The sequence below is a fragment of the Microbacterium lacusdiani genome, assembly GCF_054779895.1.
The window spans coordinates 206,983-219,628 of the sequence record NZ_BAAGXJ010000003.1 but is presented as its reverse complement, the minus strand read 5'-3'; the positions used below and the strand labels follow the sequence as shown (position 1 = coordinate 219,628).

10 protein-coding genes are annotated in these 12,646 nt (G+C 72.0%); 7 read left to right on the top strand and 3 right to left on the bottom strand.

All coding sequences use genetic code 11. The features are described from left to right. Positions 1-14: 14 nt before the first annotated feature. Positions 15-653, bottom strand: coding sequence for a DedA family protein (locus ACYVGN_RS03160; RefSeq protein WP_134746231.1), 639 nt, complete (start codon positions 651-653; stop codon positions 15-17). Positions 654-749: 96 nt separating this feature from the next. On the opposite strand from ACYVGN_RS03160, the gene leuS reads away from it, so the two are divergent. The 5 genes from leuS to holA all read left to right on the top strand — a co-directional run bounded on the left by leuS (position 750) and on the right by holA (position 8,407). After that, complete coding sequence (gene leuS, locus ACYVGN_RS03155) at positions 750-3,323, top strand: leucine--tRNA ligase (RefSeq protein ID WP_055988836.1); 2,574 nt, start codon at positions 750-752, stop codon at positions 3,321-3,323. 94 nt (positions 3,324-3,417) lie between these two features. Beyond that, the gene (locus tag ACYVGN_RS03150) at positions 3,418-4,041 is read left to right on the top strand and encodes a helix-hairpin-helix domain-containing protein (RefSeq protein WP_460788715.1); all 624 of its coding nucleotides are present in this window, start codon (positions 3,418-3,420) and stop codon (positions 4,039-4,041) included. A gap of 184 nt (positions 4,042-4,225) precedes the next feature. Continuing rightward, positions 4,226-4,837, top strand: a complete 612-nt coding sequence (locus ACYVGN_RS03145; RefSeq protein WP_460788713.1) for a GntR family transcriptional regulator — start codon at positions 4,226-4,228, stop codon at positions 4,835-4,837. Between the two features lie 106 nt (positions 4,838-4,943). Beyond that, complete coding sequence (locus tag ACYVGN_RS03140; protein ID WP_460788712.1) at positions 4,944-7,325, top strand: ComEC/Rec2 family competence protein; 2,382 nt, start codon at positions 4,944-4,946, stop codon at positions 7,323-7,325. 38 nt (positions 7,326-7,363) lie between these two features. After that, positions 7,364-8,407, top strand: coding sequence for a DNA polymerase III subunit delta (holA, locus tag ACYVGN_RS03135; protein ID WP_460788711.1), 1,044 nt, complete (start codon positions 7,364-7,366; stop codon positions 8,405-8,407). A gap of 49 nt (positions 8,408-8,456) precedes the next feature. Here the strand turns inward: holA and rpsT are convergent, their stop codons facing one another. Then, positions 8,457-8,717, bottom strand: coding sequence for a 30S ribosomal protein S20 (gene rpsT, locus ACYVGN_RS03130; RefSeq protein WP_055988833.1), 261 nt, complete (start codon positions 8,715-8,717; stop codon positions 8,457-8,459). 117 nt (positions 8,718-8,834) lie between these two features. After that, positions 8,835-9,575 (bottom strand): alpha/beta fold hydrolase, encoded by a 741-nt coding sequence (locus tag ACYVGN_RS03125; protein WP_055988832.1) that lies wholly within the window; start codon positions 9,573-9,575, stop codon positions 8,835-8,837. Between the two features lie 509 nt (positions 9,576-10,084). On the opposite strand from ACYVGN_RS03125, the gene lepA reads away from it, so the two are divergent. Both lepA and ACYVGN_RS03115 read left to right on the top strand, forming a co-directional pair. Next, positions 10,085-11,932, top strand: coding sequence for a translation elongation factor 4 (gene lepA / locus ACYVGN_RS03120; protein ID WP_460788710.1), 1,848 nt, complete (start codon positions 10,085-10,087; stop codon positions 11,930-11,932). Positions 11,933-11,988: 56 nt separating this feature from the next. Then, positions 11,989-12,645 carry a DUF1990 family protein gene (locus ACYVGN_RS03115; RefSeq protein WP_460788708.1) on the top strand — a complete coding sequence of 219 codons (657 nt, stop codon included), beginning with the start codon at positions 11,989-11,991 and terminating at the stop codon, positions 12,643-12,645. The last annotated feature ends 1 nt before the right edge of the window (position 12,646 follow it).

Below are 12,646 nucleotides of genomic sequence, written 5' to 3'. Positions count from 1 at the left end.
CCCGAAGGACCCGATCAGTCGTGCATGTGACGGTGCTCGATGCGGGCGATGATCTTCTTCACCGCGAACACGATCAGGATGAACAGCACGATCGCGCCCACGAACAGGTACCCCGCGTAGTGCGCGGTGCCGGACGCCTCGCGGTACCCGTGGGCGGCGCCGGCCGCGATCGAGACGTACAGCGTGGTCCAGAGCAGGCACGCGGGCAGCGTCCACGCGAGGAAGCGGCGGTACGAGTAGCCGCTCATCCCGACCGTCAGCGGGACCAGGGAGTGCAGCACGGGAAGGAAGCGGGACAGGAAGATCGCGATCCCGCCGCGCCGCCGCAGGTAGCGCTCCGACCGCTCCCAGTTGTGCTCGCCGATCCTGCGCCCGACCCAGGACGCGCGGATGTGCGGCCCGAGCCAGCGCCCGAGCGCGAAGCCGATGGACTCGCCGACCAGCGCCCCCACGACGACCACGGCACCGAGCACGAGCCCCTCGGTCAGGCTGCCGACGCCCGTGGCCGCGACGATCAGGACCGTGTCACCGGGCACCACGAGGCCGATCAGCACGCTCGTCTCCAGCATGATCGCCAGGCCCGCGATGACCGTCCGCAGCACGGGATCCACGGACTGGACCGCGCCGAGCAGCCAGTTGAGCGCCTCGTTCACGCCACGAGCATATGGGCGCTCACCGGGCGCTAACCTGGAATCTCGCATCAACGCGCTGTTTCGGCGTGCTCACGAACCGATTGGCTCATCACTCCCGTGTCGCAGACTCCTCCCGCACCCACCACCGCGCCCGTCGACGGCGCGTTCGACGTCCACGCCCTGCAGGCCAAGTGGCAGGCGTACTGGGAGCAGAACGAGACGTTCCTCGCGGGCGGCGAGGAGGACACCCGGCCCCGCAAGTACGTGCTGGCGATGTTCCCGTACCCGTCGGGCGACCTGCACATGGGTCACGCCGAGAACTACCTCTACAGCGACATCGTCGCCCGCTTCTGGCGCCACCGCGGCTACAACGTGCTCAACCCGATCGGGTGGGACTCGTTCGGCCTGCCCGCGGAGAACGCCGCCATCCAGCGCGGCGCGGACCCGCGCGAGTGGACGTACGCGAACATCGCGCAGCAGCGCGAGAGCCTGAAGGCGTACGGCGTCTCGTTCGACTGGAGCCGCGTGCTGCACACGAGCGACGACGACTACTACCGCTGGAACCAGTGGCTGTTCCAGCAGCTGCACGAGCGCGGCCTGGCCTACCGCAAGGAGAGCCCGGTCAACTGGTGCCCGAACGACCAGACCGTGCTCGCGAACGAGCAGGTCGTCGACGGCGCGTGCGAGCGCTGCGGCGCCACCGTGGTCAAGAAGAAGCTGACCCAGTGGTACTTCAAGATCACCGACTACGCCGACCGCCTGCTGGACGACCTGAACCAGCTGGAGGGCTTCTGGCCCCAGAAGGTGCTGCAGATGCAGCGCAACTGGATCGGCCGCTCGGTCGGCGCCGACATCGACTTCGAGATCGAGGGCCGCGCCGAGAAGATCACGGTCTTCTCGACCCGCCCCGACACCCTGCATGGCGCGACGTTCATGGTCGTCGCGCCCGACAGCGACCTGGCCGCCGAGCTCGTCTCCACCGCGTCGCCCGAGGCGCGCGCCCGCTTCCAGGAGTACCTGGAGCAGACGCAGAAGGAGACCGAGATCGAGCGCCAGGCCACGGACCGTCCCAAGACGGGCGTGTTCCTGGAGCGCTACGCGATCAACCCCATCAACGGCGAGCGCCTGCCGATCTGGGCCGCGGACTACGTGCTGGCCGACTACGGTCACGGCGCGGTCATGGCCGTGCCCGCGCACGACCAGCGCGACCTGGACTTCGCGCGCGCCTTCGACCTGCCCGTCCGGGTCGTGGTCGACACCACGGCGCCGATCACGGGCGCCATCCCCGTGATCGAGGTCGATGAGGACGGCGTTCCGATCGACCCGCAGCTGAGCGAGCTCGACCCGCGTCACACGGGCGAGGCGCTGACCGGCGAGGGCCGGATGATCAACTCGGGCAGCCTCGACGGGCTGTCCAAGCGCAACGCGATCGCGCGCGTGATCGAAGAGCTGGAGGAGAAGGGCCTCGGCCGCGCCGCCAAGCAGTACCGCCTGCGCGACTGGCTGATCTCGCGCCAGCGGTTCTGGGGGACGCCGATCCCGATGATCCACACGCAGGACGGCGAGATCGTGCCGGTCCCGGCCGACCAGCTGCCGGTGCGCCTGCCGGAGGCCGCCGGCCTGGACCTGAAGCCGAAGGGCCAGTCGCCGCTCGGCGCCGCCGCCGGCTGGGTCGAGACGACGGATCCCCGCACGGGCGAGCCCGCGCTGCGCGACCCCGACACGATGGACACGTTCGTCGACAGCTCCTGGTACTTCCTGCGCTTCCTGTCGCCGGGCAATGACCAGGCCGCCTTCGACCCGAAGGACGCCGACCGCTGGGCGCCCGTGGACGCGTACATCGGAGGCGTGGAGCACGCCATCCTGCACCTGCTGTACGCGCGCTTCATCACGAAGGTCCTCTTCGACATGGGCCTGGTGGACTTCACCGAGCCGTTCTCGAGCCTGATCAACCAGGGCATGGTGATCCTGGACGGCGCCAAGATGTCCAAGTCCAAGGGCAACCTGGTGCTGTTCAAGGAGGAGCTCGAGCGTCACGGCGCGGACGCGCTGCGCGTCGCGCTCGCCTTCGCGGGCCCCGTGGAGGACGACAAGGACTGGAAGGACGTCTCGACCACGGGCGCCCAGAAGTTCCTGGCGCGCGCGCTGCGCCTGGCGCAGGAGGTCGCGAGCGAGCCCGACGTCGTGTGGGCCGAGGGCGACGCCGGCCTGCGCCGCGTGACGCACCGCCTGCTGGCCGACGCGCCCGTGCTGATCGAGCAGACGAAGTTCAACGTGGTCGTCGCGCGCCTGATGGAGCTGGTCAACGCGATCCGCAAGGCCGTCGACGGCGCCGCGGGCCCGGCCGACCCCGCCGTGCGCGAGGCGGTTGAGGCGACCGCGATGATCCTGGACCTGTTCGCGCCGCACACCGCCGAGGAGATGTGGCAGCTGCTGGGCTACGAGGGCTCGATCGGGCTCGTGTCGTGGCGCAGCGCCGATCCTGCCCTGCTGGTCGAGGAGTCGGTCACCGCGGTCGTGCAGATCGACGGCAAGGTGCGCGCGACGCTCGAGGTCGCGGCCAAGGTCGACCCCGACACGCTGGAGAACATGGCCCGCCGCGACGAGCGCGTCATCCGCGCGCTCGGCGGCAAGGAGATCGTGCGCGCGATCGTGCGCGCCCCGAAGGTCGTCAGCTTCTCGACGCGCTGAGGGCTCTCGTCCCCAGGCGGGCGGGCGTCGCGGGCTCTCCACGGAGCGCCGGATGCCCGCCCGCCGGCGTTCGCGCCCGACCTAGCGTGGGCGGGTGCCGGGCATCGAGGGGAGTCCCATCGAGCAGATCGCGCCGCCGCCGCGGCGCGTGAGACTCGGGCTCGGCGCGGTGATCGTCCTGGCGCTTGCCGCCCTCGCCGTGACGATCGGCATCGGGATGTGGCGCGGCGCGACCGCTCCCGTCGAGCATGTGACGGGCCCCATGCCGTCGGCCGGCGCGACGGTCGCCGCGGGGCGGATCTACGTGCACGTGGCGGGCGAGGTGCGCGCACCCGGGCTGTACGTGCTTCCCGCCGGCGCGCGGGTCGTCGACGCCCTCGCCGCCGCGGGCGGGTTCGGCGACCGCGCCGACCGAGGGGCCGTGAACCTTGCGCGCGTCGTGAGCGACGGCGAGCAGCTGGTCGTGCCGGCCGTGGGCGAGGCGCCGGTCGCGGCTGCGGGCGGGGCCGCGCCGGAGGGCGACGCGCTGATCGACCTCAATGCGGCCGACGCGGCCGCGCTGGAGGAGCTGCCGCGCATCGGTCCCGCGCTGGCGCAGCGGATCATCGAGTGGCGCGACGCCAACGGCCGCTTCACGAGCGTCGAGGACCTGCTCGCGGTCCCGGGCATCGGCGACCGCATGCTCGAGACCCTGCGACCGCATGTGCGGGTCGGGTGAGGCGCCGGCAACGGCTCCGGAATTGCGTCATGGGGACTCGACAAAATACGGGGAATGCACAATCCTGAGCCGAAGGGGCGTTCACCCGACCCCTTATCTGACGACCCCCGGTCGGATTGGATCGTGCATGCCCCTCGACTTCGGCGCGCCGTTGCGCCCTCCGCAGGCTCCTCGACTGTCGGACATGGTGTTCGATCGCCTCGCCGAAGCGATCGTCCACGGACAGATCCTCCCGGGAGAGAGCCTGCGTGATCAGGGCCTCGCCGAGCGGCTGGGGGTCTCGCGGATGCCGGTGCGCGAGGCGCTGCTGCGGCTGGAGCGCGCCGGACTGGTCGAGACGTCGGCCAGCCGGTACACCCGGGTGATCGAGATCACGCCGGAGCGCACGCTCGAGATCGTCGAGCACGCCGGGTACCTGTACGGCGCGGCGACCCGCATGGCGACGCGACGCATGGACGACGCGCAGCGCACCGAGGCGCTCGCGCTGCTCGACGCCATCATCGCGGAGGGCACCGACAGAGACGCGTACTTCCAGGCGGGACGCGCGTACAACCGGCACATTCTCGCGTCGTGCGGCAACCGCAGCTTCCTGCTCGTCAGCGACCTGGTCTACACCGTGGACTATGTGACGAGGAACGTGTCGTTCGATGGGATCATGCACGTCGTGCGCCCGATGCTCGACCGACTGCGCCGGGCGATCGCGGAGGGCGACGCGGATGCCGCGGAGCGCGTCGTGCGCGAACTGCACGGGATCGACGGCGACCTGCCGGAGGTCGCGCAGCGCGCCATGAGCTGACCGCCGCGAGCCGGTCGTTCGTCCCCAGGCGGTGCGGTGCCGCGGGTGCTCCACGAGAGGGCAGGCGTCGCTCCGGCGCGACGCTCTGCCTCCCTAGCGTGGGCCCGTGTCGGTCATCGAGGGGCATCCCGTCGAGCGGATCGAGCCGCGGTCGCGCCGCGTCGTCCATGCCGTCGACCGAGTGGGCGCGCGCGACATGCGGATGGTGCCGGTCGCGATCGCCGCGTGGGCGGTGGCCCTGTGGGCGGTCGCGGTCCCGGCCTCGGCCGGTGCGGTGTCGATCGCCGCGTGGCTTCTCGCCCTGGGCGGCGTGCTCGCGTGGCGGTGGGTCGGGGCGCGCACCGCGTGCGCGGTGGCCGTTCTGGCGTGTGCCGCCGCGGGTGCCGTATCGGGGCACGTGGCGCTTGCCCATCCGGCGCGCGAGGCGGCCGTCGCTTTCGCGACCGGCGGCGGCCGCGCCATCGAGTTCGAGGTCGTGGTCGCCTCGAAGGTGGAGCGCCACGGCGATGCGCTGTGGTTCGACGCCGAGGCCGCGGCGGTGCGGCGGGGCGCGGACTCTCTGCTCGGCGCGGTGCCGGTGACCGTCAGCGTCCCGCAGGACGCCGTGAGCGGTGCCGGGCTGGATCTCGGTTCGACGGCGGTGGCGCGGGGCAGCGCGCAGCCGGGTGACGCGGGGGAGCGCGCGGCGCTGGTCGTGTTCGCCCGCGAGGTGCAGGTGACCTCGACCCCGCCGGCCGGGCTCGATCTCGCCGCGGAGCTGCGGGACGGACTGGTGGAGCGGGCCTCCGCCCTTCCTGCGCCGGGCGCGATGCTGCTGCCTGGCCTCGCGGTGGGGGACACGCGCGCGGTGTCCGAAGACCTGGATGCGGCGATGAAGGCGGCGTCGCTGAGCCACCTCACCGCCGTGTCGGGGGCCAACTGCGCGCTCGTCGTCGGGATCGCCTTCGGCGCCGCCGCGCTGCTCGGCGCCGCGCGCGGCGTGCGCGTGGCCGTCGCGCTGGCGGCGCTGGCGGGGTTCGTGGTGCTCGTGACGCCGGAGCCCAGCGTCGTCCGCGCGGCCACCATGGCGTCGATCGCGCTGCTCGCGCTCGTGCTGGGACGGGTGGGCGCGGGGGTCTCGGTTCTCGCCCTGGCGACGACCGTGCTGGTGATCGCCGATCCGTGGCTGTCGGCGTCGTACGGATTCGTGCTGTCGGTGGTCGCGACGGGCTCGCTCCTCCTCCTCGCCCGGCCGCTTGCGGCGGGGCTCTCCCGCTGGATGCCCTCGCCGCTCGCGCTTGCGCTCAGCGTGCCGCTCGCGGCCCAGCTCGCGTGCGGGCCCGTGCTCGTCCTGCTGGCGCCGGAGGTTCCCGCGTACGGCGTCGTCGCGAACCTCCTGGCCGCGCCGGCGGCGCCGCTCGTGACGATCGTCGGGCTCGCGGCGTGCCTGGCCGCGCCGCTGCCGGTGCTCGCGGACGGCCTCGCCGCCGTGGCGTGGGTGCCGTCCGCGTGGATCGCCGCGACCGCGCAGACGGTGTCGGCCCTGCCCGGAGCGCGCGTGCTGTGGCCGCCCGGGCTGGGCGGCGCCGTCCTCCTCGCGCTGGCCGGAGCGGCCGCGGGCGTCCTGATCGCGCGCGCAGGGCGCATCGGCGCGTGGGACGTGTGGGCCCGTCGCGTCGGGGCGGCGGGATTGGCGCTCGGCACGGGGGCTGCGGTCGGCGCGACCGCCCTGACGGGCGTCGCCGGGCCGCTCGCCGCTCCGCGCGACTGGGCGATCGCCGCCTGTGACGTCGGCCAGGGGGATGCGCTCGTGGTGCGCTCCGCGGGATCCGTCGCCGTGATCGACACGGGTCCCGAGCCCGAGTCGCTGAGCTCCTGCCTCGCCAGGCTCGGGGTCGCCCGCGTCGACCTGCTCGTGCTCACGCACTTCGACGTCGATCACGCCGGTGGTGCGGCGGCGCTGCGCGACCGGGTCGGCACGGTGCTGCACGGCCCGCTCGGAGAAGCGGCGGATGCGCGCGCGCTCGACGAGCTGGGCGCGCCGCAGCGGATCCAGGTCGCGGCGGGCGCGACGGGGATGCTCGGCTCCGCACGATGGCGCGTGCTGTGGCCGCGGGCCGCGTCCGCGGCGTTCCCCGCGGGCAACGACGCGAGCGTGGTGATCGAGATCGCGGGGCCCGACGTGCCGCGGTCGATCCTCCTCGGCGACCTGTCCGCCTCCGCGCAGGCGGCGCTCCTCGGGACCGGACTGCTCGCGGGACCGTACCCCGTGGTGAAGGTCGCCCACCACGGCAGCGCCGACCAGCTGCCCGAGCTCTACGGCGAGATCGGCCCGTCGGTCGCCCTCGTCACGGTCGGCGCGGACAACGACTACGGCCACCCGCGCGAGGAGATCCTCACCACGCTCGCGGCGCTCGGAGCCTCCGTCGCGCGCACGGACCGGTCCGGCCTCCTGCTCGTCTCGCCCTCGCCGGACGGCGTGACCGTCTGGCGCGAGCGGCCGCCGTGAGCGCGGGCGGTGTCTGCGCCCGCCGGTAGGCTGAGGTCATGGCACCCGCACCCGCTTCGAAGTCTCCGGCGCGCGGTGCGAAGACCTCGATCCCGCAGCTGTCGTGGCGTGCTCCGCGCCCGGCTCCGATCGTCCTGGTGTCGGGCCCCGAGGAGGTCTGCGCCGAGCGCGCGATCGCGGGCGTGCGCGACTACCTGAAGGCCGAGGATCCGGCCGTCGAGATCAGCGACATCCGAGCCGACGACTACACGGCCGGCACGCTGCTGGCCGTGTCCGCGCCGTCGCTGTTCGGCGAGCCGCGCCTCGTGCGCGTGTCGGGCGTGGAGAAGTGCTCCGACGCGTTCCTGACCGAGGCGCTGGCCTACATCGAGCAGCCCCAGGAGGGCGCGACCGTCGTGCTGCGCCACACCGGTGCGAGCGTGCGCGGCAAGAAGCTGCTCGACGCGATCCGTGCGGGCGCCGGCGGGGGAGTCGAGGTGCCGTGCCCCGCGATCAAGCGCGACGCCGAGCGTCACGACTTCGCGGCCGGCGAGTTCAAGGCCGCAGGGCGCCGCATCGCGCCGCGCGCGCTGCAGGCGCTGCTGTCCGCCTTCAGCGACGACCTGACGGAGCTCGCGGCCGCGTGCCAGCAGCTGATCTCGGACGTCGACGGCGACATCGGCGAGGACGTCGTCACCCGCTATTACGGCGGCCGCGTCGAGACCAACGCGTTCGCGGTGGCCGACACGGCGATCGCGGGCCGCTACGGCGAGGCGCTCATCGGCCTGCGCCACGCGCTGGCGTCGGGCGCCGACCCCGTGCCGATCGTGGCCGCGTTCGCGATGAAGCTGCGCACCATGGCGAAGGTCGCGGGATCCCGCGAGCCCGCCCGTGCGCTGGCCGCGCGGCTGGGGATGAAGGACTGGCAGGTGGATCGCGCGCGGCGCGACCTGCAGGCCGGCTGGACGCAGTCGACGCTCGGCCTCGCGATCCAGGCCGCCGCGCGTGCGGACGCCGAGGTCAAGGGCGCCTCGCGCGACCCGGTGTTCGCGCTCGAGCGCATGGTCGCGGTCATCGCGACCCGCCGCCCCTTCGGAGAGTAAGAGAAGAGCCCGCCCCCGACGGGGACGGGCTCTCTTCAGAAGGGGCGGCTCAGAGAGCGGCGACCTTCTTGGCGATCGCCGACTTGCGGTTGGCGGCCTGGTTCTTGTGGATGACGCCCTTGCTGGCGGCCTTGTCGAGCTTCTTGGCGGCCTTGAGCAGGGCGGCCTCGGCGGCGGCCTTGTCGCCGGCGGCGATGGCCTCGCGGGTGCGGCGGACGACCGACTTCAGCTCGCTCTTCACGGCCTTGTTGCGCTCGCGGGCCTTCTCGTTGGTCTTGTTGCGCTTGATCTGCGACTTGATGTTTGCCACGTGTCAGAGGACTTTCGTTCAGAGGTTGTTCGGACGATGTCGCTTGACGGTAGAGGGGCGTCGCACGACGGGTGCGGGGTGGGACCCACACGCAAGCCAAGGACCTACTCTACCAGGTCAGCGCGCATCCTCCCGGCGTTCGCGGCTCTCGATCACGGCGATCGCCAGGTCGAGCACGGCGTTGAACACGTCCGGTCGCATGGCCGTGACGAGGTGGGTCGTGCGCGGCACGACGATCAGCTCCGCCCCGGGCACCGCGGCCGCGAACCGCCTCTCGTGCAGCCGCAGCTGATCCCACTGCCCGTTCACGAACCACACGGGCACCCGGATGCGTCGCAGCGCGGCCATCAGGTCCAAAACCGAGAGGCTGCGGAGGGCCGCGTCCTGCGCCCCGAAGGCGTACCCGCCGGCGCCGAAGTCGCGGCGGGTCTCGTCCGGCAGGGTGGCGCGCAGCATCGCCTTCGTGAAGACCACGCCGCGACCCGGCAGCGCGTTGAAGCCGCCCATGAGCGTGCGGTACGCGCGCAGCCCGAGGCCGCGGGGGATGGACGTGCTCGATACCGCGACCAGTCCCGCCACCGGCGGCGGATCCTCGGCCCCGACGTACTCGGTGGCGAGGAGACCGCCCATCGAGTGGCCCACGAGCAGCACGGGCCCGGCGGCGGCGGCCGAGCGCACCGCGGCGTCGATCGCCGAGAATGCGCCCTCGAGCGTGAACGTCTCGGCCATCCGCGTGCCGTGGCCGGGCAGGTCGATCGTGTGGGCCGCGACGCCGCGCCGCTCGAGGTGGGCGACCTGCGCGCGCCACATGGTCGCGGACGTCCGGATCCCGTGGACGAGCACGACCTGCACCGGCATGCCCCTCACCCTAGGCCCGGTGACGGGCCCGGGGACGACGTCGGGGCCGGTGGACGAACCACCGACCCCGACGTGCGGATCGTCAGATCAGCGACGGATCACTCCGACTTCTCCCAGCCGACGTTCTCGACCGGCTGCAGGCCGAAGAGGTCCAGACCCGTGTAGGTCTCGGGCGTGAGGTTCGCGAGACCCTCGGTCGCCATCGAGATCCACGGACCCATGTACAGCGGCAGGATGCCGGCGCAGCAGGAATCGGATCAAGGCGTGGAACTCTTTCTGACGACGTTGTCGGCGACTCTACCCTCGGCCCGCAATATCACCATGACGAGACGCGGATGGGTGAAAAGCGTTACCGATCTGTGCTCTCGTCGTGAAAAGCGCGCAACGTGCGGGTGACGACCGCGCAACCTGCATAGTGCACGCGCGAGCGCACGGAAGCAAGCCGCACGATGTGAGCGCTCCCGCGCGCGGCGGGCGGAGCGGGCCGCGCACCGTAGAATCGAACGGACATGTCACCCCGTGCCTCTACGCCGCTCGAGCCTGCCGCGACGCCCCCCGAGCGCATCCGCAATTTCTGCATCATCGCCCACATCGACCACGGCAAGTCCACGCTGGCCGACCGCATGCTGCAGATCACCGGCGTGGTCGCCGACCGCGACATGCGCGCGCAGTACCTCGACCGGATGGACATCGAGCGCGAGCGCGGCATCACGATCAAGTCGCAGGCCGTGCGCATGCCGTGGGAGCAGGACGGTCAGACGTTCGCGCTGAACATGATCGACACCCCCGGGCACGTGGACTTCACGTACGAGGTGTCGCGCTCGCTCGCCGCGTGCGAGGGCGCGATCCTGCTGGTCGACGCCGCGCAGGGCATCGAGGCCCAGACGCTCGCGAACCTGTATCTGGCGCTCGAGAACGACCTCACGATCATCCCCGTGCTCAACAAGATCGACCTCCCGGCGGCCGACCCGGAGCGCTTCGCGAAGGAGCTGGCCGACCTGATCGGCGGCCGTCCCGAGGACGTGCTGCGCGTGTCGGGCAAGACGGGACAGGGCGTGGAGGAGCTGCTGGACCGCCTGGTCGCCGAGATCCCCGCGCCGAAGGGCGACGCCGACGCGCCGGCCCGCGCGATGATCTTCGACTCGGTCTACGACGCCTACCGGGGCGTCGTCACCTACGTCCGAATGATCGACGGCACGCTCAGGCCGCGTGAGCGCATCCAGATGATGTCGACCAGGGCGACGCACGAGCTCCTGGAGATCGGCGTGTCCGCGCCGGAGCCGGTCCCGTCCAAGGGCCTCGGCGTCGGCGAGGTGGGCTACCTGATCACGGGCGTGAAGGACGTGCGCCAGTCCAAGGTCGGCGACACCGTGACCACGGCGCGGAACCCCGCGACCCAGGCGCTGGCCGGCTACGTGGACCCCAAGCCGATGGTCTACTCGGGCCTGTACCCGATCGACGCGAGCGACTACCCCGACCTGCGCGACGCGCTCGACAAGCTGAAGCTGTCGGACGCCTCGCTCGCGTACGAGCCCGAGACGTCGGTCGCGCTGGGCTTCGGCTTCCGCTGCGGCTTCCTGGGCCTGCTGCACCTCGAGATCGTCACGGAGCGCCTGTCGCGCGAGTTCGGGCTCGACCTCATCACGACCGCGCCCAGCGTGATCTACGAGGTCACGACCGAGACCGGCGAGACGATCGTCGTGACCAACCCGAGCGAGTATCCCGACGGCAAGATCGGTTCGGTGTCGGAGCCGATCGTGCGCGCGTCGATCCTGACACCGAAGGACTACGTCGGCACGGTCATGGATCTCTGCCAGTCGCGCCGCGGCACCATGCTCGGCATGGACTACCTGTCCGAGGAGCGCGTCGAGCTGAAGTACACGATGCCGCTGGGCGAGATCGTCTTCGACTTCTTCGATCAGCTGAAGTCGCGCACGCAGGGCTACGCGAGCTTCGACTACGAGCCCGCCGGCCGCCAGGAGGCGGACCTCGTGAAGGTCGACATCCTCCTGCAGGGCGACCGCGTCGACGCGTTCAGCGCGATCGTGCACCGCGAGAAGGCCTACTCCTACGGCACGACCATGACGGAGCGGCTGCGCAAGCTCATCCCGCGTCAGCAGTTCGAGGTCCCCATCCAGGCCGCCATCGGCGCGCGCGTGATCGCCCGCGAGAACATCCGCGCCATGCGCAAGGACGTGCTCGCCAAGTGCTACGGCGGCGACATCAGCCGCAAGCGCAAGCTCCTCGAGAAGCAGAAGGAGGGCAAGAAGCGCATGAAGATGGTCGGACGCGTGGAGGTCCCCCAGGAGGCCTTCATCGCGGCGCTCTCGGGCGACGTCGAGACAAAGGCCAAGTAAGCCGAAGGGCACCGGTTCCCCAGGGGGACCCAGGCGAAGGAAGTAGGCTGACCCGCATGCGTCGCGGAACGTTCCAGGACGACGAGACGGTCGACTATGCGGCGGTCGGCGCCACGCAGGCGCAGGACCTGCTGCAGTACCCGCCGGAGCACAGCATCCCGGCGGCCGATTCGTGGCGCATCGGCAGCGGCGAGGACCGCTTCCGCACCGCCGGCGAGGCGCTGCTGTCGTGGGGCGCGCTCAAGGGGGCGGGCCTGAAGGTCACGGACGTCCGCCCGGCGCCCGGCCCCGCGTACTCCGGCGTCAGCTTCGACGGCGAGGGCAACCCCGTGACGCCCTCGAAGCTCGAGGCCGACCAGCGCTACGACGCCGAGGGCACGCCGTGGGCCGGACCGGGCACCACGCTGCGCGTGCACGGACGGGTCGAGGGCATGCGCGCCGACGCCGAGCTGCGGGTCATCTTCGTGATCGAGGAGCCCCGCCGCATCGGGTTCGCGCTCGGCACGGTCGGCGGCTCGATGGTCAGCGGCGAGGAGTCGTTCATGATCGAGTGGCGCGACAACGACGAGGTGTGGTTCACGGTCAAGGCGTTCGACCGCCCCGTGGCGCTTCTGTACCGGATGTTCCGCGGCTTCGTGCGCCGCCGCCGCCGCGTGCTGTTCGCGGGGTACCTCCGCGCCATCTCGCCGCTGTTCGCCACGCCCGGCTCCTGAT

Excerpts from the sequence above, each read along its gene's own strand:
- ACYVGN_RS03145 (WP_460788713.1), top strand. The coding sequence starts at position 4,226 with ATGGTGTTCGATCGCCTCGCCGAAGCGATCGTCCACGGACAGATCCTC.
- holA (WP_460788711.1), top strand. The coding sequence starts at position 7,364 with ATGGCACCCGCACCCGCTTCGAAGTCTCCGGCGCGCGGTGCGAAGACC.
- ACYVGN_RS03125 (WP_055988832.1), bottom strand. The coding sequence starts at position 9,575 with ATGCCGGTGCAGGTCGTGCTCGTCCACGGGATCCGGACGTCCGCGACC.
- lepA (WP_460788710.1), top strand. The coding sequence starts at position 10,085 with ATGTCACCCCGTGCCTCTACGCCGCTCGAGCCTGCCGCGACGCCCCCC.
- ACYVGN_RS03115 (WP_460788708.1), top strand. The coding sequence starts at position 11,989 with ATGCGTCGCGGAACGTTCCAGGACGACGAGACGGTCGACTATGCGGCG.